The 22442-nt window shown below is 41.5% G+C and carries 22 protein-coding genes and 3 pseudogenes; 16 read left to right on the top strand and 9 right to left on the bottom strand.

Going from position 1 to position 22442, the window contains the following annotated elements; genetic code table 11:
• Both L5M38_RS18600 and L5M38_RS18595 read right to left on the bottom strand, forming a co-directional pair.
• Nucleotides 1–145, bottom strand: a 145-nt coding sequence (locus tag L5M38_RS18600) for a helix-turn-helix domain-containing protein (RefSeq protein ID WP_263179145.1), incomplete at its 3' end; no start/stop codon positions are given.
• A gap of 357 nt (nt 146–502) precedes the next feature.
• Complete coding sequence (locus L5M38_RS18595; protein WP_263179951.1) at nt 503–682, bottom strand: CCGSCS motif protein; 180 nt, start codon at nt 680–682, stop codon at nt 503–505.
• Nucleotides 683–1229: 547 nt separating this feature from the next.
• Here L5M38_RS18595 and L5M38_RS18590 point away from each other — a divergent pair.
• Both L5M38_RS18590 and L5M38_RS18585 read left to right on the top strand, forming a co-directional pair.
• Nucleotides 1230–1717 (top strand): annotated as a pseudogene (locus L5M38_RS18590) (hypothetical protein).
• Between the two features lie 338 nt (nt 1718–2055).
• Entirely contained in the window at nt 2056–2796 is a 741-nt protein-coding gene (locus L5M38_RS18585; protein ID WP_263179950.1) for a hypothetical protein, read from the top strand.
• Here L5M38_RS18585 and L5M38_RS18580 read toward each other — a convergent pair.
• Together L5M38_RS18580 and L5M38_RS18575 are read right to left on the bottom strand one after the other, a co-directional pair.
• Complete coding sequence (locus tag L5M38_RS18580) at nt 2776–2934, bottom strand: type II toxin-antitoxin system RelE/ParE family toxin (RefSeq protein ID WP_263179949.1); 159 nt, start codon at nt 2932–2934, stop codon at nt 2776–2778. The two genes, L5M38_RS18585 and L5M38_RS18580, sit on opposite strands and share 21 nt — an antisense overlap.
• Nucleotides 2927–3169 (bottom strand): type II toxin-antitoxin system ParD family antitoxin, encoded by a 243-nt coding sequence (locus tag L5M38_RS18575; protein ID WP_011074401.1) that lies wholly within the window; start codon nt 3167–3169, stop codon nt 2927–2929. Before L5M38_RS18575 ends, L5M38_RS18580 begins: the two co-directional genes overlap by 8 nt.
• Before the next feature lie 199 nt (nt 3170–3368).
• On the opposite strand from L5M38_RS18575, the gene L5M38_RS18570 reads away from it, so the two are divergent.
• The 10 genes and pseudogenes from L5M38_RS18570 to L5M38_RS18525 all read left to right on the top strand — a co-directional run bounded on the left by L5M38_RS18570 (nt 3369) and on the right by L5M38_RS18525 (nt 15366).
• Nucleotides 3369–4004 carry a recombinase family protein gene (locus L5M38_RS18570; protein WP_014610919.1) on the top strand — a complete coding sequence of 212 codons (636 nt, stop codon included), beginning with the start codon at nt 3369–3371 and terminating at the stop codon, nt 4002–4004.
• 229 nt (nt 4005–4233) lie between these two features.
• Nucleotides 4234–5365, top strand: a pseudogene (locus tag L5M38_RS18565) (IS3 family transposase).
• A 52-nt stretch (nt 5366–5417) separates the two neighbouring features.
• Nucleotides 5418–5780: a hypothetical protein gene (locus tag L5M38_RS18560; RefSeq protein WP_263179948.1), complete on the top strand. Its 363-nt coding sequence runs from the start codon at nt 5418–5420 to the stop codon at nt 5778–5780.
• A gap of 722 nt (nt 5781–6502) precedes the next feature.
• The gene (locus L5M38_RS18555) at nt 6503–6739 is read left to right on the top strand and encodes a hypothetical protein (protein WP_263179947.1); all 237 of its coding nucleotides are present in this window, start codon (nt 6503–6505) and stop codon (nt 6737–6739) included.
• The gene (locus L5M38_RS18550) at nt 6739–8349 is read left to right on the top strand and encodes a hypothetical protein (protein WP_263179946.1); all 1611 of its coding nucleotides are present in this window, start codon (nt 6739–6741) and stop codon (nt 8347–8349) included. The genes L5M38_RS18555 and L5M38_RS18550 overlap by 1 nt, the downstream gene beginning before the upstream one ends.
• Nucleotides 8342–11290: a hypothetical protein gene (locus L5M38_RS18545; RefSeq protein ID WP_263179944.1), complete on the top strand. Its 2949-nt coding sequence runs from the start codon at nt 8342–8344 to the stop codon at nt 11288–11290. Before L5M38_RS18550 ends, L5M38_RS18545 begins: the two co-directional genes overlap by 8 nt.
• Before the next feature lie 7 nt (nt 11291–11297).
• Nucleotides 11298–12812: a hypothetical protein gene (locus L5M38_RS18540; protein WP_263179943.1), complete on the top strand. Its 1515-nt coding sequence runs from the start codon at nt 11298–11300 to the stop codon at nt 12810–12812.
• Between the two features lie 402 nt (nt 12813–13214).
• Nucleotides 13215–14381: an Arm DNA-binding domain-containing protein gene (locus L5M38_RS18535; RefSeq protein WP_014610925.1), complete on the top strand. Its 1167-nt coding sequence runs from the start codon at nt 13215–13217 to the stop codon at nt 14379–14381.
• A gap of 73 nt (nt 14382–14454) precedes the next feature.
• A complete protein-coding gene (locus L5M38_RS18530) occupies nt 14455–15180 on the top strand; it encodes a zeta toxin family protein (protein WP_263179941.1) in 726 nt (241 codons plus the stop codon).
• Between the two features lie 21 nt (nt 15181–15201).
• On the top strand, nt 15202–15366 hold the full coding sequence (locus L5M38_RS18525) for a hypothetical protein (RefSeq protein ID WP_014610884.1): 165 nt from the start codon (nt 15202–15204) through the stop codon (nt 15364–15366).
• A 382-nt stretch (nt 15367–15748) separates the two neighbouring features.
• Here the strand turns inward: L5M38_RS18525 and L5M38_RS18520 are convergent, their stop codons facing one another.
• From L5M38_RS18520 to L5M38_RS18510, 3 genes and pseudogenes are all read right to left on the bottom strand, one after another.
• Entirely contained in the window at nt 15749–15925 is a 177-nt protein-coding gene (locus L5M38_RS18520; RefSeq protein WP_205403037.1) for a tyrosine-type recombinase/integrase, read from the bottom strand.
• Nucleotides 15926–15996: 71 nt separating this feature from the next.
• Complete coding sequence (gene rfbB, locus L5M38_RS18515; RefSeq protein WP_069453176.1) at nt 15997–17010, bottom strand: dTDP-glucose 4,6-dehydratase; 1014 nt, start codon at nt 17008–17010, stop codon at nt 15997–15999.
• A 555-nt stretch (nt 17011–17565) separates the two neighbouring features.
• Nucleotides 17566–17948: pseudogene (locus L5M38_RS18510) on the bottom strand (transposase); the annotation flags it as partial.
• 204 nt (nt 17949–18152) lie between these two features.
• Here L5M38_RS18510 and L5M38_RS18505 point away from each other — a divergent pair.
• The 4 genes from L5M38_RS18505 to L5M38_RS18490 all read left to right on the top strand — a co-directional run bounded on the left by L5M38_RS18505 (nt 18153) and on the right by L5M38_RS18490 (nt 20241).
• The gene (locus tag L5M38_RS18505) at nt 18153–18641 is read left to right on the top strand and encodes a mobile mystery protein A (protein ID WP_069453178.1); all 489 of its coding nucleotides are present in this window, start codon (nt 18153–18155) and stop codon (nt 18639–18641) included.
• Entirely contained in the window at nt 18638–19249 is a 612-nt protein-coding gene (locus tag L5M38_RS18500; RefSeq protein WP_115014218.1) for a mobile mystery protein B, read from the top strand. The genes L5M38_RS18505 and L5M38_RS18500 overlap by 4 nt, the downstream gene beginning before the upstream one ends.
• A gap of 399 nt (nt 19250–19648) precedes the next feature.
• Entirely contained in the window at nt 19649–19903 is a 255-nt protein-coding gene (locus L5M38_RS18495; protein ID WP_014610888.1) for a type II toxin-antitoxin system HicA family toxin, read from the top strand.
• Nucleotides 19900–20241: a type II toxin-antitoxin system HicB family antitoxin gene (locus tag L5M38_RS18490; RefSeq protein ID WP_014610929.1), complete on the top strand. Its 342-nt coding sequence runs from the start codon at nt 19900–19902 to the stop codon at nt 20239–20241. The genes L5M38_RS18495 and L5M38_RS18490 overlap by 4 nt, the downstream gene beginning before the upstream one ends.
• Before the next feature lie 163 nt (nt 20242–20404).
• Here L5M38_RS18490 and L5M38_RS18485 read toward each other — a convergent pair whose 3' ends face one another.
• Nucleotides 20405–20785, bottom strand: coding sequence for a helix-turn-helix transcriptional regulator (locus tag L5M38_RS18485; RefSeq protein WP_263179939.1), 381 nt, complete (start codon nt 20783–20785; stop codon nt 20405–20407).
• Entirely contained in the window at nt 20782–22149 is a 1368-nt protein-coding gene (locus L5M38_RS18480; RefSeq protein ID WP_014610930.1) for a type II toxin-antitoxin system HipA family toxin, read from the bottom strand. The genes L5M38_RS18485 and L5M38_RS18480 overlap by 4 nt, the downstream gene beginning before the upstream one ends.
• Nucleotides 22150–22442: the final 293 nt, after the last annotated feature.

Here is a 22442-nt window from a genome sequence, read left to right as displayed (position 1 = left end):
ATTGCCCTTGGCATCGTTTAACTTCCCTATAGACACTAGAGCGATGACAATCAATGCATTTAGCTATGTGTGCTATCGAAAAGCCCTGTTCTAACAGTACGGAAATCTGGTATCGTCTTGCTTCGGTCAATTGTTGATAATTCATGGTGATACTCTTTTACTTTGGCGAGATAAAGCGTACCACTTTTCAGCAGTTGGCTTCTTCTACACCTCGATTAGAGTGTCGCAGTTATTATCTGAATTCTGGTGTATTCGAAAACCAATCATAAGTATTCGAAGAATCATATCGACTGAGAAAAACTTGACTATTAGTCATTTTTATATCAACCATAAACAACAAAAAATAGCCTAGATGAGTTTGAAGAGAGATAAGCATTGCTAGCTTATTTCCATTGCTTATTAATAAGCATGTATTATTTCTAATAAAAAGCACCATAAGCTATTTTTTAATTAGTGCCCTGCTATACATGTAAGTTGATATTAAAATTCTAAAGCAAGTGGTTTATGAACAAGAACCACAACAAAAACCAGGGGATTTAGGTTTTTCTACCGTTTTTACCTGTTCAGGTTGCTCAGTGTTTTTGGTATCCGTTGCAGTATTATCATCCGTGTCCGGCACAAATTGGGTAACATTTTTGGTTTTATCATCAGTTTTAGTGAACTTAGTCAATGATGAACTCATCAGAACTACCTCTACTTAATCTATTTAGGACTAGCATTCATTAAACATGCTTATATTGCGCATGTTATATTTGTTGAGTATTTTAGTCAACTATTCATTATTGCGTAATGCTTAAATAGTTTTAATTTATTTTTAGGCTTGACTATTAAGAGTATTTAAAAAAACGGAATAAAAATAAAGACTTGCTATATAGGCTATAGATTTACGCTGGCCAAATTCCAAGCAAAATATTGATTTTTTTAAGTTATTAACCACGACATCACTCCTTAAAACTGAAAGGTGCAAGTCAGCAGAAAGAGCGGACAGACAACCTTGTTCGCCGAGCAAGTCTTCAGGAGGTTTGTTATCAGCTAGCTAATAACTGATCGATAAGCTGGTCTAATATTGACATTCTTTATTCCTTTTAAATACATGAATAGAGTCCCACTTACATAGATTTTTTACACTACCGTTTGAGTGATCTGATCTATCGCCAAACAAGCCCACCACTCGTCGAGGACTGAGATTGGCCATCTTAAAACCACTTTGTCGCGCATAACGCAAGCAACTGCAGAAATTGATCAGTAAAACCAAGAACAAGCACTTAGCCCGACGTCTTATCGCTATGTTGATGCTACATCAAGGGCAGTCGATTACCGACGTTCATCATACTACTGGTGCCACACGCTCCAGTATCGGTAGCTGGTTAAGATGGTACACCGGATGCGGCGTTGATGGGCTTAAGTCCTTGACGCAGTGGCTGGCTGCCAGCAATCTTGCCAATAGCCCCTAATATTACTCTACCTATCTTTGCTTATTCAGCTATGTCCACAGTACTTTGGTTACCAACGTAACCGCTGGAGCAGCTAAATTCAGGTTACTGTTCAACCAGTATATTCACCGTGGGTCAACAAAATAGAGCGGCTATAGCTTGCTCTGCATGAAACGATAACTCGCAATAATAGTTGCAGTAACATCCGAGAACTCCTCGGCAAGGTAAGGCATTTCATAGAAACCGTTTCACCATTTCCCGAGAATAGACACGGCAAAGCATAGATGTAGCAGTATTAGGATCAGTTATTTAGGTGTAATAGTTCTTCACGTGTCTATCATCAGTATCATGAGCCTCCACTTGAGCTACTCCTAATTCATTATGTTACTCATTTAATGATATAGGTCATAGATATGACATTTTTTTAATATTGTGTGATTTTTACAATTGCAAAACATTCACATTTCGCTAAATTTGGGCGGTTAAACAAACAATCGATCTGTTTGATGAGGATTTCCAATCAAAGAAACCATCTAGAGTAAATACACTACATCATGGTTAGCCTTGTGGACGTTATATACATGGTCAGACTGTCAGCAGAAATAAGGATGAAAAAGGTACAATGCGCAATATCTCAATTGCGGGCAAACTGGGCTTAGGTTTCGGTATAGTTATTTTTTTCAGCTTTGTTTTAGCCATTACAGGATGGCTGGGACTAATAAATACCATTGATAGCAGCGATAAAATGGTTGCAATTCAATCCCTCAACAAAGCCATTTCAGACACGAAGGCAGCTCGGGAAAACTACCTTCGCTCGATGAAGGAAAAGGACAAACAAGTACTTGGAGACAATATCGAATTGATGACTTCAATTCTTGAAGTTGAAAGATCCAAGTACAGCAACGCTACAGAAGCAGCCATATTAGATGAGGCTATTAGTCATTTAATTGAATATAAAACAATTTACGAAAATCTCACCCAACTAATTGACTCTAAGGCAGAAAAATCTGCCGAAGCTATGCAATTAGCCCAATCAATTACGGACATGCAGGCACAGCATGTAGAAGTGATGAAATCATCGATTGAAGGTATCAATTGGCAAGCCATTGCCGAAATTAATGCCGTCACCGTACAGATGAAGCAAATGGATCAAGATGCTCGTAACTGGTTTCTAGATACTGCTGATCAAACTATGTACGAAACGCTAAAACAGACTGGCAATGAAATTATTACTAAGCTGCAAACCATTACGTCTCAATATCAATTGGCCAATACTGCGAAAACCATAAAAAGTGAATCTAAATTACTCGAACTATATGGGCAACTTGTAAAAATCAATTTATCAGTTGATGCGCTGGGTTAGAGGCTGCTCAGTGATTGCCAACAAAGCCTTATGCATACTTACTGTATAGTCATCCGCTTGCTTAACACCAAAGTTCAATAAGGTGTATTCAAAAATTCGCTCAAAGTCTTCGGCAGCAAGGTTGGAAAGTTTATACATTGTGCTTTTGTTTCACCATTGCAGCGATGTCATGAAGTGATAATGCGCATTCACCACTTTGCTCACCAGCTTCAATCGCCATTTTCAAAGCTATGGTCTGGTTTTCTTGTCTTTCTAATAGTCGTAAGGCAGAACGAACAACTTCGCTTGTCGAGCCGTAGCGACCTGACGAAATAAGCTGACCGACAAACTCATCTAACTGTGATCCGATAGTAACACTGGTTGTCCGTGACATGTTTCCACCTATTTGTGTGAATAATTAACACAGTAATAATATATGATGTTAGATACCAAATCAAAGTAATGTTAACTACACCATGACAATAAGGTATACTTCAAAATCACATGTAAAAAGTGGCAGTTTTTATATATTTGTCATAACCTATATGGCACACACCGTTAGGTCATAACTTAAATGTCACTTAGGTCGGATTATGTACATCTTTGGCTATCTTAGGGCATCAACTAGCGATCAAAATGCGAAACGAGCACAGAGCACCTTACAAAAGTTTGTACAGGAGAAGGGATTTCGTATCGCTGGATGGTACATCGAAAATGAATCAGGAGCTTCGCTGCAAAGACCAGAACTTCTTCGTTTACTTGATGATGCTGCGAAAGGCGATGCAATCATCATTGAACAGATAGACAGGCTTTCTCGTCTGGATGAGAAAAGCTGGTTCACATTAAAAGAAATGCTGCACGAGAAAGAACTCAAAGTGATTAGCCTGGACTTGCCAACCAGCCATATTGCACTCTCTCCCCAAATCACCAATGAATTTACTGGATCGATGATCAAAGCGATAAATAGCATGATGATGGATATGCTAGCTGCTATCGCGAGAAAAGATTATCAAGATCGCCGGCGCCGTCAGGCTGAAGGAATAAAGAAAGCCAAAGAGGAAGGGAAATACAGAGGACGGCAAGCAGACTCAGATCTACACGAAAAAATCTATCAGCTACGAGTTGTTAACAAGCTGAGTATTAGCGATACCGCCAAACTCACCAATGTGTCGGATAGAACGGTAATTCGGGTTGCTAAAAAGTTGGCAAGTGACCGTTCAGCTGGGTAAGAAGCTTAGCGTACTTTTATTGGCAGTTAATGTGAGTCCACCAAGATGAATGCAAGCCCGTTGTTAGTTAATCTGCGCCCATTGGCAATTAATGTTAGCCCAGATTGGCGGATGTAATCCCGCCGAAGATATTATGTGTGCAAGCCGCTACAGGTAGTGTTTAGAGTGATCTAATCCAATACTTTTGGACATCTCGCTAAGTGAGTAAAATCGCTTATTGAGGTGAAGTATGTCAACAAAGAAACCCCGTAAAATCCACACGCAAGAATTTAAAGCTGAAGCTCGCTCAGAAGATTGCCGCAGCGCGTGAGCTTAATCTTTATGAGTCACAGCTATACAATTGGCGCTCAAGTTCCGAGAAGAAATCAAATACCACGACAAGAGAAGCAGAGCTTGCTGCTGAGGTCGCAAGGCTTAAACGCCAACTCGCTGAACAAGCCGAAGATTTAGCAATCCTAAAAAGGCGGCTACCTACTTCGCGAAGAACCAAAAGTAGCCAGATTTGAGTTTATCCTTGAGCACCAGCACCGCTTTTCTCTCAAGCGAATGGTGGCGGTGCTCAAGGTATCGCGTAGTGGTTTTACACTTGGCGACAGAACGGCACGGCGCTAAGTCCTAGAGCGCTTAAGCGTATGGCCCGTGACGTGCTGATTAAAGCGTCCTTTGATGATTCCAATAGGCGCAACGGCGCACGGCGTATTCAGCAAGATTTAGCGGAAAATAATTGTAAGGCAGATATCAAAACCATTATGGCTAGCATGTCACGGCAGAGTTTAGTGGCAAAGGCGGCGAGGAAATTTAAGGTAACTACTGACAGTCACCATAAGCATCCCGTCGCGCCTAATTTGCTAGAGCAGAACTTTACTGCTACTGCGCCAAACCTGAAGTGGGCTGGAGACATCACGTATTTGTACACCAGCGAAGGATGGCTCTATCTGGCTGTAATTATTGACCTTTACTCTCGTACCGTTGTGGGTTGGTCGATGGCAAGCAGAATGACATCGGAGCTTGTTTGTGACGCGTTGAAGATGGCATTATTCCGCCGATGCTTTCCTACTGGTGTGATTATCCATAGCGACCGAGGCAGCCAATACTGCGCAAACGATTATCGAGCCTTAGAGCAAAAACATCAGCTTGTGCAAAGCATGAACCGTAAAGGAAATTGTTGGGATAACGCTTGTGTAGAAAGCTTTTTCCATTCATTGAAAGTTGAAGCGCTGCAAGATGAGCCACTCATGACACGTGATCAAATGAGACAAACGGTATTTGAGTATATTGAGGTTGATTACAATCGGACCAGACGGCATAGTGCTCTTGGGTATTTGAGCCCAGAAAACTTTGAATTAAAAAATAGTGCTTAGCAAAGTGTCCACTATTACTGGATCAGATCAAGATTAATGCAGAGGAAAGAGTATGCAAAACGAATCAACCACAGTAAGGGCTTGCATGACAACAGCCTTGCAAATATTGGAAAAATGGAACTGCAACCAACAGCAAATTCAGACTTTACTAAAGCTACCTGAAAAGTATAGCAACCTTGATATTGAAAAGGTTAACTTCAGTCAAGACCAAGTCGAAAGGATCAGCTATATACTGAATATTCACGCTAGCTTAAATGCGCTTTTTAGTAACCCTGAAAATATTTATGGGTTTATGAACATGGTGAATTATAATGAACCTTTTAATGGCACAAGGCCAATAGATGTCATTTGCAACGGAAAAACTAATGATTTTAAAATGATTAATACCCATATAAATCAGTTGATTATATGCTAAAATCACCCTTTATTCTTTAGCATTTCACGACAACCTGGTCTATCTTAACGCTAATAGGCATTTTACATTTAATGTTCTTTAAAATTGAGAGCGATACTTTACATTCTGTAACCTTAAGAAACTTTATTTTGTGACCTTGAGAAACTTTATTTTGTGACCTTGAGAAACTTTATTTTGTAACCTTGCAAAACTTTATTTAACAAAAACTCTCCTAACAAATTAGATAACAGTCCATTTTAATGATAGCTAGAAGTAGAAGTCAATATGAGTAAATTGCCTCTGTACTTATAGCCAATAACAGCACCCTAGCCTATTCTCAAGCAAGAACAGATGATTTAAGATGTACAAACACTCCCACTAACGCCTTGCTTATCATCTTAATTCCTCTGATGGGCAGAATTTTATGGAATAACAGAATAAAAAGTCTCCATTACAACCAGAATATAACTAATAAATAGTATCAACAACTAGAAGCAACATGTTTACATCTAAGTAAACCTTTAAAAAAACTGTAGCGCAACAACGTAATCTCATATTAATATTCAGTGACCATGATTAATGCAACTGCTTAAATTAACTCAATAGACCAATAAAAAAATAAACTCGAAAATAAAGACCTAAATAACAAATTTTAATTTTAGCTACGAAATTAGTTCCTGAATTGAAGATATTTACCATTTTTTTGTGATTTAATCTAAAGACCTTGATGTTGGAGCTTGGTTATGAGTATCGATAAGTCTGAAAAAGTACTGCTAAATTTACTTTCACAGCAACACCCACAACTTATCAGACTGCTGGCAAATGAAGAGGTTAAACAGAGTGAGAGTGTCCCACAGAACCGAACCTCAATCTCCTTTGCTGCGCGCAGGCTCATCAAATTCAAACTGCAAGTAGATCACTTAGCGCAACTCTCTCCCAGTGCAATTCATACCTCAGATATCGAAAAAGGATATGAGTAATGGGAAAGCTACAAGCTAATGCTAAAAGTAATAGGATAAAAAATTCCGGCGGTGTTATGCCAGATAGACTCAGTACTAACACAGCGTTAATGAAGATGTTTTATCAAGCCCAAAAACAGAGTCATGACACCAACACAGGCAAATTATTGATTGTTTTTATGTATTTATGGCTTACTCAGCAGTTAGATGACTTTCTCCTGCGAGCCAGTGAAAAACCCATCACAGTAGATGATATTCCCGACTGTCATAAAGTAAGAAATAGTGATGCATGCGAAGCACATCGATTCAAAAATCAGAAGTTTGAGGATGGCAAGTCTTGGACCTATTACGCACGTGCAACCATTACTCAAAGCGGCGATAAAAAATTTGAATGGCAACCCATCCCTAATTGCTTAATCCACATTTTCAAACCCTTCGTTAGCAATCACAGCTATAACGTTTCATGGCTAACGGCAGCGGAAAAACAACAATTGCTTAATCTGCTCATGGCAAAATGGCGAAAACCTGCCGAGATCGAACACTTTCCAGCGATAAGAAAGCAATTGTTTTTTAAGTACATAACACGCTGTATTCGCACAGATAATCAACTATCCAGTTTAACTAAATCATTATTATTACCTGCTGATATACGGCACCATCGACATGCAGCGGTTTATCAGCAAAAAAACAGTGAACACGTTCGAACAGAGCTATTTCACGCGCAAGATCGGTATCTCAGTCGATTATTCACTCATGCAAACTCTCTAGGTGTGAGCAAGTTGCTGACACTCACATTCTCGTCGAGTTCAGCAGTAAGTAATGCCACACTTCCCAGCATTTCACTATTAAATGACAACGCCAAAAGAAACATTCCCGCTAATATTACAAGTTCAAAAGTGGGTGTGAGTTTTCATAGTAAATGGGTTGGTGAAGACCTAGAAAAATACGCAGACGAGTCCGTGGTTTTCGGTAGTAGTCGACTTATACCCGAGAGTGAGATTGTTGCGATTTTTCGTCATCTTCATGACGAGATAACTTCATCTAAGCCTGAAAACAAAGCTGGTCAAGCCGCTTTAATTCATTATCACAATCTCTGCGCTAACCATACTGCGCTGTTATTTATACTGCTTACGGGCATGCGCCCTACCCATGCTATCTCTATCAATAAACAATCACACTATGATTACCGCCGCACGACAGTATCTGATAAAGGCTTTCAACGCGAAATCAGAATTTGTGACTATCTGAGACAACAAATTCTGCATTACACCACGCTGCAACAAAAACTCAGTTTGAAGCTGAATTTGAGCAATGCTCTTCCCTGGGCATGGAGTTTATATGATGCAAATAATCAAGCGACTGCAATATCAGCAAAATCGCTGCGACAATTTTTACATCAAAGAGCCAATGGCATTGTCCCCTATGTGTTGCGTCATCAATTTGCGCAAAGTGCCGCTACCAGCATTATACATAAACTGACAACACACCAAATTGATCGCTTAATGGGACACGCGGAGTACGGTGAACATCTGGGCAGTGACCATACATTTCCAGCAAGCATAAAACAACAAGACTTATTTCTTGATAGTCTGCCGGCTCGATACGGCTTAAAGGAGTTGAAATATGTCTAGTTTATTCAACAAATTAAACCCTGTTGAGATTTACAATTATCACCAACGTCAGGGCTTGTCAAACGCTGGCATAGATGCCATTAGCTGGGTGATCAGCCAGTGGCCGAACCCAACACTCAAAGCCTCAAACCTTTCAGCTCAAAAGCCGACTCACATATTAATCAGCCAACCCAATAGTCGTGAAATCACTCTTCAAGATTTACAAGTCATCAATAAAATCATCAGATCTGTACCTACAGGCAAGCAACGTCACTATAAACGTGCGCTAGAAGCCATTATTGTCTACCTCAAAGAAGCACTGAAGTGGCAAACTCCTGAGATTGAAAAGCTGCCTTGGCCAGATCCTGATTTAAGATGGTATGAATGCATCACAGCTCAAGCGAACGATGCATTTAAACTGCAAACAGAGTATGAAAACGTCAAAGCTCAGTTCTTGCAACAGCGCTCCGCACTGTCAGCTGAGTTTATGGCATTGATTATCGCACTTGAAATTGCGCCACTAACCATTGCACATCTCGTCAACATCATTAACGACAAAGAAAGCATTCAGCGTATTGAAAGACAAACATATCTTAATATCAAACACTTAGATAAGTCATCTAATCAAGACGATCTACCGAAATCAAGCCGGTATCACCTGCCCTTATTTGTCTATCAATCATTGACGGAATATCAGGCATATTCGCATAGCAAGCTAACTGAAAAGCAGTTGCTAAAAAGATTAGAAACCTTATTAACGTCATTCTCCATATCAACTCAGGTCTCTCGTCATTACCAGCACCTTTTTCAAGCCGTTTGGCACTATCGCGATCATGTCGTTCCTACATTCTTAAAAGATATTAGTTACCCAGAACGTCATGTCGCAACCCCTTTAGTCTCGGTTGACAAGAAGGACCAACAACGACAATTAGTGAGAATTTATGGCATCGATTATGACGAAATGGCAGTTACCGCAATACCTAAAGCCAATCAAGCCTCGAAGAAATGGCCGCACCTCGAACTGCAAAATAATCGCAATAAGATTACAGAATGTGTCCATGACCTTAGTCATTGGCCTGTAGACAATATCCTGCCAACAATGCTCTATCGATACACGTTAGAACTCATCAATTTCGGTGGGGTAAAAAAGCAAAAACTCGCAGACAGCACCATCAAAAAATACTGCAATATTCAATTAAAACTCACGAGCCCGCTCAGTTATGACCAAGCAATAGACCAAGAACTACTACAACAATGGAGCCACAACATTTATGACAATTTAGCGACTGAAACAGAGCAACTGATCATGCTGTATTTTTTTCGCTTTATGCGTCACCAATCACTCACAGACCATTTAGACATTAGCCAGTTCGAACCACCACTCAGCCCTCCAGGTGTTGATCCATTTCGGATCTCAATAGAACAGTTGCATGAAATCGTCGCAAAGCTCATCGCGCCGCCCTACGGGGGGTTATTGCAGAGGTTATTTTGCGCAGTCACTGTCATTATCAGCTATTTCGCAATGTTGCGCCGAGGAGAGTTACTGCGTCTTCGTTTAAAGGATGTATTTGTTGATCCAGCGAATAAACAATTGTTTCGTTTCAATATCACAAATACTAAGGAGGGGACGACCAAAAGCAAACATTCACGCGTCGTCTATACAGTCATACCGGAAGAATTCGCGATTTTAGTCAGAATTGTGATAAAAAACAGTGAGCTTTGTGAACCTCACCAGCATTTGATCGGCTTCACGGATGAGCCATACCATTCACGGCAGTTGCAATACTTATTACCTGCCACTAAATGCATCAAAGCAATATGCGGCCAGCAAGCGCGGTTTCATCACCTGCGTCATAGCGGTGTACATTTATTTATGCTGCAAGCACTGCACCTTGCATACAATCTGCCGCCACAGCAAACCACGAATACAGAGCAAATGAAACGCTTACTCCATGATGACGTGCTTGCTGCGCGATTTGACTATTGGCTTGAAGGGCAACCATTTTCACTGTGTAATGATGGGATTTTGTTAGATGAAATGACTCGTCAAATCGGACACGAGTACTATGCAACAACTCGATGGTCCTATCTGCACGATATAGACTGGCTTTACCCATTCTATCGGCCAGGCTTTGGTGAATCACAGCCTCGAGAATTCTCGCATAGTGAATTGCGATATTTGCTGGGGTTAAAAAACGACTCAAATGATCTATCACGTCAACTCGCTTTAATCAGCCCTGATTACCAAGCAAAAGACATTAACCAGAAGCGTCAAAACCACGTCTTACTCACAGAGACAGCACTGAGACAACATCTATTTAAGACGAATAAAAATAGTGTCGCCCAAAAGCCGCTCAGCGATTTTCATACAGTCTCGATTGCACAAGACACCGTCAAGTATCATCAAAAATGGCTTGGTAACGCCAACAAAATTTCTCATGACTTTCTTCAATATCTATTTCTTGAAATGCGAAAAGTAAAAGAGGTTAACTGGCCGTTATTAAGCCAAATCTCGCAATCTCCAGGCAAATATCAATTCTTGCCAATGACCAAAGCGCAAATCACAGCACTCAGTAATTTGCCAGCAATCGTGCTAAGCAACGGCATACATCCAGCATTAACATTAACCTTGGCGTGTAATGTCAAAAATGCACGACATTTTGCAGCAGTATTTCGTCAGCCACTGTGGCGCTGGTTAGCGCCCAGCTTTGTGTTAACCGTGAATAGAAAAACAAAAATCGACATTCTATTAAACAGGTTAAAAGACCATTTTGCTCAATTGGGTGAAACAATAACGCTTCAAAAACAACCTGTTGGTCAAAGCGAACTGACCATCACTCTGACGCCCAAATTGAGTGAAACCAAACTAAACCCTCATAAGCAGCACGCTAAGTTAGTGGATCTGCAATTTGTCGTTCAACAAACACAGCTATATCTCTCACACTTTCAACAGAACAACTAGGTGTATTATGTCAAAGATATTAATCCCGAAAATAAAATCTCCCTTGTTTATCAATATGATAAATGCACTAGACAAACATCATTCGGATGCATGTATCAGTGTGTTTATCGACAGCGATAACAGCCGTATGCTCCTTATTGGTGGTGCCCCTGGTCAATATGGACAAATTGAAATACCTCTCGAAAAAGGCCATGGTTTGAAGAATGCTGAATTCTCAATCCCTTTCGATTTTTTCATGTGCATGAAAGAGCAACAGCAAGAGTTTAATACCCTAGCCAATCAGTATATTTTTGAGCTCAGGTACAAAAATGGCAAATACATCAATATCGAGTATTGTTTATTACTCAGAGACGACAAAAAGATTGATGATTCAATACATTTCCCAATGTCCCGTTTTGAATTAGACGCTGCTCATGAAAATCATATTCAATATCAGGTGGCCAATACTCAACGTGCTTATCATGAGCTGAACAGACGCTCGATTGTTGACATTATCAATTCAACCAATTCAATCATACCTTTTGATTTTGTTGAATTTAGAAAAAATGAAAAAGAGATCCGCTTCCAGAAAAATGGTGAAGTCACGACCAAACGATTACAAGACAATATCGACTTACCTCATACCCTCCCCTTGACTGAAGCCGCAAGCCAAACGCTTAAAACGCTGTACATGAACTCTGAAACAGGCAGCATAGCGTTTAGCTTAGAAGGAGAACTACTCACGTTTAAAACTGACCAGCACACGCAAAGTATCTCTCTGGAAGGCATAGAGCAATTTCATCGAAAAATAACTCAGGAAAGCACGTTACTCCTTGAATTTGCATCTAATTTATACGATTTCAAACAGTTAAATAACATGATCTTAAAAGAAACCAGCGTTAGATCGCTCAATACTGCGATGCTACTGTTTGACAGCAACAGGTTATTCTCATGCATGTTGCCCGGACGTCGGGAGTTCATTCGCGAAGTCAGCGTTAAACACCTTCATAATCACAACGCATTATTATTTTCCTATTCGCCTCGCACTCTCAAAGACATGAAATTAAAAATTTTTGCTAAAGGAGGCGAGATCCGCATTACGTTAACTCAAAATCAAAATGGTGAACTGAAACTCAATTTCTTTGATAAACCAGAAGATATGTCACCGTTTGATAGCCTTAACTTAGTATCAGAACAATCACAGTTAGCTGCATATCAAAAATTGAAAAACGAGTACCTGAACACTTACGATGACCGCTACATTTTGCCGCCATCGCGCCAAGGAGAACTCGATTTGTTTGCCGAACAACCAAGCGATGTGCCAGACGAAATTGATACTCCAGTTAATGACATAGAGTCGCATGCGCAATACACCGACACGACAGAAAACCAAACAGAAGATAAACTCAAGAACGCTCGTGTTTATTTGCCAACGACTCATCCTGATTTAGCACCTAAACCGAACAATAAGCATTCCGAAAACATCACAGAAAACAGTGGCGATTTAGCCAATATCGATGAATATGGGTTTGCCGATGATTAAGTCAGCCCCCAAACTTAAACTGAATACGGTTATGTGTGGTTGTGAGGTAAATGACGGCAACAAACTTCCGCTAAATTGCACAACAATTTTCATTGGTAAATGGTCAATTTAAAAAGCGCAGCAATTTAAAACAAAATACTGGACAAATAAACAGTATTAGTTATATTGATAGGTGTGTTTTTAACCAATAGTTGGCAAACTGCAACTATTGGAAGGGACATTTCAGGTTGAGTTGCGCGATGTAAAAGTGCGGTTAACCTAATAAATAAGCAGTTGGGAGAGAGCGGCTGCAACCACCCTCCCCCGTATCGGCTGCACTAGCTATTAACACAGACCCAGCCGATGGCGAAATTCTAACGAATTCCATCGGATAGGGACAGTGCTATTTGATGGAGGCCACCTATGGCTCATATTCGTGTGCGCCCCAATGGGCGTATTCAGTTCGACATGCATCTTTATGGCTGCCGTTTTCGTGAAGGCACAAAAATGCTGGCCACACCTAAAAACCTTGCTACTGCCAAAACTACGCTCAAAAAAATGAACGCTGAGATAGACTTAGGCTGCTTTCAATACCGTGACTATTTTCCCAAAAGTAAAAAAGTCACTCAATTTGAGCAGTTGCAGCGTGAAAAACATCCTGATCGTGAATATCCATTTTTCAATGATTTTGCTTATCAGTGGTTTGAACGCAAAAAGGCGACGTGGAAAAATAGCTATAGAAACACCATGCAAAACGTTTTAGATAAGTATCTGATCCCACAATTTGGCAATACATTGATGAATGAGATCACCCTATCGCAGGTTGATTTTTATCGCCAGCAGTTAATGCAAATGGTGAAAGCAGATAATACCCGTCAATTATCTAATCGGCGCATTAATAACTTACTGTGGCCCATCGTCTCCATGGTAAGCCTCGCGGCAGAAGAATATAAATTTGAATACCCATTGAGGCGCTATCGCTCACTTAAAGAAGAAAAGGCTGAGTCTCATCCGATGACGATAAAGGAGGTTAAACTTTTCCTATCCCACGTCCCTCCCGAATGGAAAGATTACTTCATCATTCGGTTTTGGACCGGCATGCGCAGCTGTGAAATACATGGATTAGAGTGGCAACATGTTGATTTTAATCACCGCTTAATTCGCATACGGCAAAACTGGGTGAATGGTGAAGTATGTGATGTGAAAACACCAAAATCTAGGCGTGATCTTAAGATGTGTGACACGGTATACGATGCCTTTAAACGCATTAAAAATTTGGCATTGTCAGAGTCAGGCTTTGTGTTTACTGGCAAATCAGATGCGCCACTGGATACCCATTTTGTTAGCAAAAAATTATGGTACCCGACACTCATTAAAGCGGGACTGAAACGTCGACGAGCTTATGAAACTCGTCACACCGCGGCAGTGCTGCATATCGCAGCCCTAGAAAATCCACTGTATATATCTCAAATGCTTGGCCACAGTGATACTCGGTTATTATTTGATGTCTATGCACCTTATGTTGCAAACGCATCTCGAAGCGATGGCAACGCATTTGATAAACTCATGCGCAACGAAAACATGCTGTAAAACCCCGTAAGTTATACTCAACTTGAGTTGGCTGATATCATGTTGTTTAAATCTGGTAACGTTATCACTGACTATGACAGAGCAAGAAACAGAAATTGAAACTCAAGCGGTCACCTATGCGAAAGCAAATAGTACTCGGATAGCTCGAGAACTGACCGATTTGGACAAGTTTCCAGCTGATCAACAACCTGTGTCTATTTTTATGTGCGGCTCTCCTGGCGCTGGAAAAACCGAAGCTTCAAAAGCGTTTCTTGAAATGTTTGATGAAACGGGAATTATTAGGCTTGACCCTGATGAGCTAAGAGTCTTCTTCCAAGAGTACACTGGTGAAAATTCATTCCTCTTTCAGAAAGCTGTCAGCCTTATTGTTGAACCAACCCTAGACAGAATTTTTAACAACAACCAAAGTTTCATCTTAGATGGTACTTTTTCAAACTTTGATATCGCTTGTAAAAATATCGAGCGCTCACTAAAGCGAAATCGAGCCGTGCTCATCATCTTTGTTTATCAAGAACCTACACTAGCCTGGGAGTTTGTCCAAGCAAGAGAAAAGCTTGAAGGCAGACGCATTTTACCTACTACATTTATCGATCAATTCTTAAATTCGCAAGAGGTAGTCCGGCAAGTCAAAGCCAAATATGGCGCGGCAATCAAGATAGATTTACTGATAAAGAACAATGATGGTAGCACTCGTATTTACCATGATAACATTACGGATGTTCAGCATCATATAAAGAAAAAATACTCTCGCACAGAATTAATAAGACTGCTAAACTTGCCACCTGAGCCTATTTTTTAGGCTGTTTTATGTGAGAAATCTATGTCGACCAATACAGCTAAAATTAACGTTACTACATCCAAGCTTTCAGCCTTTGTTATGAACGCAAGTTCAGCAGAGAAAAAACGTGTGTATACTCAAGTTATCAAGAAAGCGACTGAGTCACAGAATAAAATGATTATTGAAGCCAAATCCATGGCAGTGTAATTCATTGGTTTTGTGAATAAAGCCCCGTTAGTTATATATAGCTGTTTGGACTGTGTATAATGTGTATCTAGGCCACTTTATGTGGCCTTTTTTATGGTCAAAACACGAATGAATATATAGTGTATTCTATGTGCTGTGTATTATCAGACCAAGCCTTCATCCTGCTAAACCGCCGCGCAGCGGCTATTACAAAACAACAAGCGTTACCAGATTAGAATATACATACTGAATGTACACACTGTGTACATTCTCGGCGCAATAAAAAACCCAGCATTAACTGGGCTAGCACTCACTCACTCGCAGTTATACACAGTTTTCACTATATACTCCCGATAGGGGCTTTTCCTATTTCCTCTGCATCATCACCAACACTCTTCAAGATTCATTCCCCCTCTCGTGCTGCAGGGTGCGTATGATGATAAACCTCCTTTAGCTTACCAATCGTCACCTGGGTATAGACTTGTGTTGTCGAAATATCTGCATGGCCTAGCTGCTCTTGGATATAGCGAATGTCGGCACCATTTTCTGACATTACGGTAGCGGTGGTATGTCGATACAAATTACATGCACCAGGTTTATCAAATTAAATTAGATCCTAAAAGTACTCTGACATCAATTACGCGGTGGTTTTTAGACCGCTTGCACTATCCACTCGACCGTTTTCCTAAGGCCTGAATCAAAGGATTCGAGTGGTTGCCAACCTAATTCACGTTGAATTTTACTCGCGTCAATGGCGTAGCGCACATCATGGCCTGGACGATCAGCAACATGTTGTATTAAATCACGAAACCCCATGCCACTCATTGTCAGAGACTGCGGATGAGTGGGCACTAACTCTTCTAAGAGATCGCAAATTCGCTGCACCACAGCAAGATTAGTGTATTCATTTGAGCCTCCAATATTATAGGTTTCCCCTAGTTGCCCTTCAGTGGCGACTAAAAATAACGCCTTAACATGATCATCCACATACAACCAATCCCGCACCTGCTGGCCATTGCCGTAAACGGGCAGTGGTTTTCCCAATAACGCATTATTCACCATTAAAGGGATCAGCTTTTCAGGGTATTGAAAAGGGCCATAGTTATTAGAGCAGTTAGTAATAACTATCGGTAAACCATAGGTACGATGCCAGGCGCGAACAAGATGGTCCGCCGATGCCTTGCTGGCAGAATAAGGAGAACTAGGATCATAGGCGCTGGTTTCACTAAATAGCCCCGCCTTTCCAAGGGAGCCATAAACCTCGTCGGTGGAAATATGGTGCAATCGAAAACGGCGCTGTTGTGCTTGCCCTAAAGTTTGATAATAACTACGGCATGCCTCGAGCAGTGTGTAAGTTCCCACGATATTGGTTTGAATAAACTCCGCGGGCCCATCTATTGAACGGTCCACATGGCTTTCGGCCGCTAAATGCATCACAAGATCGGGTTGGAATTGCTGCAACACCTGGTCTAACCTTGCCCTATCGCAAATATCTGCCTGCACAAAATGATAGCGCTCACTATCGGCAATAGCCGCTAAAGCCTCTGGATGACTGGCATAGGTTAACTTATCGACATTGATCACGATGCACATCGTTTGCTCAATCAGCATTCGCACTAATGCCGATCCAATAAACCCTGCACCACCGGTAATGAGTATTCGCATATCGCCTATCCCAAAGTAAAAGGTTAGAAAAATAAAAAGCCCGAAAGTATACAACTTTACCTGTAGAGCAACGTGACCTTTTTAAGTACGGGGTGCAAGAAGAATGCTACCTGTGCAAGGCGGAGCGAACACAGAGGCGCATGCGTGCCATTGATTGACGATAAACATCACGCTTAGCTTACCGTAAGGAGTGAACGATTCAGGCATTGTTCGGTAACGGGTTAAGCATCAATAGCGCTTCATCTAATGATGATGTGCCCCCTAATAGACTCACACATTGCTATAGGTTTTTTCAAATAAAATTCAGCATCTTAAGCATAAATCACTTTAGCGCTGAGACATTTACTTTGCTAAAAATGGCCATTTGAGACACTTCCCTGCCCTCATTATTGTGCTGTCGCAGGGTTGTTGAGCGACTGTTGTCTTATCAAATACTGGTTGATAACGGTGTACACGCTCAGATCTGCTCTGACAATTACTCGTTTTTTCTGACGACTCCGTCAGATTAGATTTGAGCTAAATTGAGGCTGTTCATAATTCTGTGTCAGGTTAATTTCACAGATCGATATGGTTTTCTAAGCGCCCCTCAAAATGGATTGAGAGCTGTGATAGCGTAAAATTCCAATTTTGGATGAGATGGGGTGAGTCCAGCGCTCAGAGGCCTTCAATATACCCGCGTAAAGCAGCTTGAGTAAACTGTTCTCGTTAGCAAAACCGCCCTTCGTTTTGGTTAGCTTCCTGGATTGTCGATGTACCGCTTCAACTGCATTGGTGGTGTAGATAGTAGTACGGACATAGTCTGGGTATTTGAAATACACCGATAGCAGCGCCCACTTGTTACGCCATGATTTAATCACCACAGGGTATTTATCGCCCCATTTTGTCTCCAGCTCATCCAGTGCCATTTCAGCCGCATTCAAGGTGGCAGCCTTATAAACTAGCGCTGCCGAAGACGTTTGCTCTTCCAAGATGAATTTGACACGACCATTATCCAGTAAACAGATAGCCAAATAAGTAGCGTATTTTATAATCGATACATTTGCCTTTTATGTGTATTAAAAATTAGATACAAGAATCCTTATAATGTATGTAAAATTAGATACTATTGTCGTTTCATTGTATTTAATTAGAGATACAAAATTATGAAAAAATCCGGTGTCTATGCCGTTGCACTCAAGCAAGTCAAAGCAAAAATCAGCGCTTTACTCGGTTTATCTGTGCCTAAACCGCCGAAAAATGGTTGGGTGCGCAGTATCCGTGAGGCCTTGGGGATGTCGGGCGCGCAATTAGGTGAACGTCTTAATCTCTCTCGTAATCAAGTCTCCATATTGGAGCGTAAAGAAGCCGATGAAACCATCACACTCAAACAACTTAAACAACTGGCGAGCGGGCTCGATGCCGAACTGGTTTATGCGATTATTCCGCGTCAGTCGATTGATGACATGATAGAAGCGCGCGCTATGGAGTTGGCCAAGCAGCGTTTGGCCATGAGCCACCAATCGATGTTTTTAGAAGCACAGCAGTTAACCTCAGAGCAACAACAGCAAGCGCTGGTTCAATTAGCCAATGAGATTAAAACTGGCAGCACCCGAGATTTGTGGAAAGTCAGTTTGCAGGAGAAATACCAATGAGTCTCTTTGTTGAACCAGAGGGCGCAACCCAACTAAATGCTGATGATGTTGCCGGGCTGAAATTTGATCACATCACGACTCGCGAAGAGCTTAATGAGCTTGAAAATGCCAACATACTACAAGGGTTGAGTTGGTTAGCCACGACGCCTAAAACCAGCATGGATGACATTCTTTCTATGGCGTTTGTGGAAGAGTTGCATCAACGTTTGCTTGGTGATGTGTGGGAATGGGCCGGCAGCTACCGTCACCGAGAGTTGAACATTGGTGTCGATCCGCTGAATATCCGGCCAGATTTACACAACTTACTGGAAGACATCAAATGCTGGATTGAGTTTGAACACTATGACAGCCTAGAACTCTCGGCTCGGATACAGCACAGGTTAGTTAAAATTCACCCTTTTCCTAACGGCAACGAACGTCACTCGCGCGTGATGACGGACTGCATACGAATGGTACTACTCAAACAAAAGCCTTTAGTTTGGTCCAATACAGATTTGGATAAACAAAGCCAAGAGCGGGGTGAGTACATTGCGAGCTTACGCCAAGCTGATGCCGGCGATTATGCGCCTTTAATTCAATATCTTCAGGCGAAAGGGAATGTGACTTAAACCAAGCGTTAAGAGCTAAATATACAATTACAGTGTGGAGACTTTATTCTACTCACACATATGGACGCTTACATCCCCGCAATAAAAGTACGGGGTTTTACGCTTAATGAGATAGAGACGTTACTAAAAAATGCGGGGATTGAGCAGCCAAGTGTGCTATCTGGACGTAGAGCATTCGCAGTAGAGCTTCACCGCCTCGGCTACGATGTTGCTCACATACTTCATATGCTTGGCAATCGCACTTTGGAGACAACACAAAAATTACTAACTACAGACCCCGTATCAATGTGGGCAATTGCCGCTAATGCATTTTGATTGGTGGTACTAAAAAATAGTACCAAATTCGCTTGAAATGATACTAAAAAGTAGTACTATCGATTTAACGGATTATGAGACTTTATGAACAAAAAACATTTAAGAACGTTGACGGCTATCTTTGCTAGGCCTGTCAGCGGAGCTATCAAGTGGTCTGATATTGAAGCGCTGTTTATTGCTCTAGGGGCTGACATTGAAGAGCGTGAGGGGTCTCGAATTGGTGTGGTGCTGTTTGGTGAAGTTCAGGTATATCACCGCCCACATCCTCAGAAAGAAACTGACAAAGACGCAGTGATAAGCATCAAAAAATGGTTAGAAAGGAACGGGGTGAAAGCATGAAAAATCTTATGATGATCAACGGGGTAAAAGCCTTTATTGATTATGATCCAGACGCTGAAACATTCCGTGGTGAGTTCGTAGGCTTAAACGGCGGCGCGGATTTCTATGGTGAAAGCGTCGCTCAATTGGAAGCCGAGGGCGCGAAGTCATTAAGCGTTTTTTTAGAGATGTGTCAGGAGCGTGGCATTGAGCCTTACAAAAACTTCTCTGGCAAATTCAACGTTCGGATCTCGCCAGAGGTTCACGCTCGACTTAATGAAATTGCGCTATCGCAAAGCATTAGTTTGAATGCAGCGGTAGAAAATGCAGTCAATGACTACATTGCACATTCAGCGTAGGACGGAAAATTGTTCCTCGTTTTGCGGGGATGCAAGTGTTGGCATATAGCTAATGTTAAACGGGGTTCACCATGTCAATTAAAGCATGGGCTTGGCAATCTAATTCCTGACTTGCATCTGCACCCAGGCAGTCGTCGCTTTGCGGCGTTCTAGATCTTAGCTTCTAAATCGCCTCTACCGCCATTTTCAGCACGACACTATCCTTTGGCATTATTGCTATACGAAACCCGACTCCGCTAAAAACTCGATTAATCAACTCAACACCGTTTTTACCTTTATCACTTTCGATATCAGACAATGCTTTACGGCTAACGCCAACCATTTTGGCATATTGGTCCTGGCTCAGTGATAACAACTCAACTCTCAGCCATTTAAGTACTTGACCTTGAGTCTTTTTCCCCGAAAAGAGATCCAATGTAGCGGCTAATAATAAATCTTCCCTATCTTTAAGGGTCAAAGGCTTTCGATTAACCGAAATTTTTTTTCGACCACCTCTGCCTTTTGTTTCAATCGAATCCGTTGCAACATTAGATGAAACCGTCATAATAGCCCCCATTGCTGCATTCTCGCTTCTAACGTGGCAAAACCAATTCCCGAATGCGCAAGAATCGATTCTGGCACACCCCGCTGACGTAAACGTTGCTCAAGACCAAGCAAACGAGCAGCGGTTTCATTCAAAGCGCTCATTAACTCATTAGGCGACAGTAAATCAGATAAATGTTCTGCAATTGCAGGAAAGTTATACACGCCACCTAACTCCATTCCCTCACCCCAGGTAAAGGTACGAGTGATCATCTCATAATCTGCTTTCATTGGCGCAAAATCATAAATGGGTGCCAGCTGGACGCGGTTTCCATACTTGATAAAAGAGGTATTTCGGCCATGATTATCTGAATTTCCAAAGGCAATATTTAATAAATCTCTACGTACCCATTCAATCACAAACGCCTCAATGCCACTCTTGCCTTCAAGCTCAGCCTCAACGTCGAGTAGCGTCCTGGTATTACCATAATTTTCTTTTTTATTAAACGCGGCCAAAAGCCGTCTAATCACATCGGCATGTAGCAAAGGCTTTGCTGTCGGCTCACCTAAAATGGCATAAACCGACTCCATGCCATAACTCACCATTGCTCCCGCCTCAACACCGTAATCAAAGCGTGGCAACCATAAAGAAGGGCCTCGTTCAGCTTCAATAAGCTTCATCGACTCAACGGAAATAGTCTCAAAGCCCAATTGTGTAAGCTCATGATAAAAATGATACTCTGCTCGCAAAATATCGCCATCCAGAGTGGTTTTACCCCTTGGAAACTTAACTAAATAAGGCTGATCGAGATTACGCGGATCATCTTGAAAGGTATCAATCCAAACATCTTGCTGCGCATTTAATCGCACTAATAACTTAGGTGCGGCCCCGCCTGCGCCGGAAGCGCCACCTGCTGCTGCACCGCGAGACTGGGCATACTCAATAAAATCAATCTGCAACTCACTGACATCAGCGATACTAAAGGTAACAGGTAATGATCTTTTAGCCTTTTCAGGCACCGATTCTTTTATACGTAAGTTGCCAATTGGCGCGATAGTTCCATATTTCAACAATTGGAAATCACGTTCCAAATTAGGCAAATCCTGCAACCCAAGCCGCTTAACCCAATAATCCCGGCTGGAACCTGCTGGCATAATATCTTCTAAAAAACGATGCCAGTGAGGGCTTCGCAACGGGATATTATCAACGGGTAACGATACACTCACTGCAGTTTGCGCAAATTGATGGAAGTAAGACGTGACATGTTCAATCTCATAATTTAATACACATGGCCCGCCAGTGCCCTTATCTGGCGCATAAAACTCCACCAAAGCAACATCACGCCATTCTCCGGCAATGTTCATCTGCACCGTTAAAATTTGCATTACCTAACCCCTAAAAGCAGACGACAATTAATGAACACTATAGCACTCAAAAATAGATAAAACAGCTAATTAATGCAACCTACAGTACTCAGTAATTAAGAAAAATACTAATTAATGACACCTAAAAAACGCAAAAACAGTCAGAGAAAATAAGATGGGAGGAAAAGCAAAGACGTTGACGGTTGACTGAACGCTCGCAAGCTCACCGTCCGGGCGGAGCCCGTTCAGTAACCTGCAGCGGTAAAACGGCGTTCCTAGATGTATGGACTCCCTCCCACTAAGAGGATACGGTC

This window comes from Shewanella sp. SM101 (assembly GCF_025654465.1).
Lineage (GTDB): Bacteria > Pseudomonadota > Gammaproteobacteria > Enterobacterales > Shewanellaceae > Shewanella > Shewanella oncorhynchi.
This window is presented reverse-complemented; position numbering and strand designations above follow the sequence as displayed.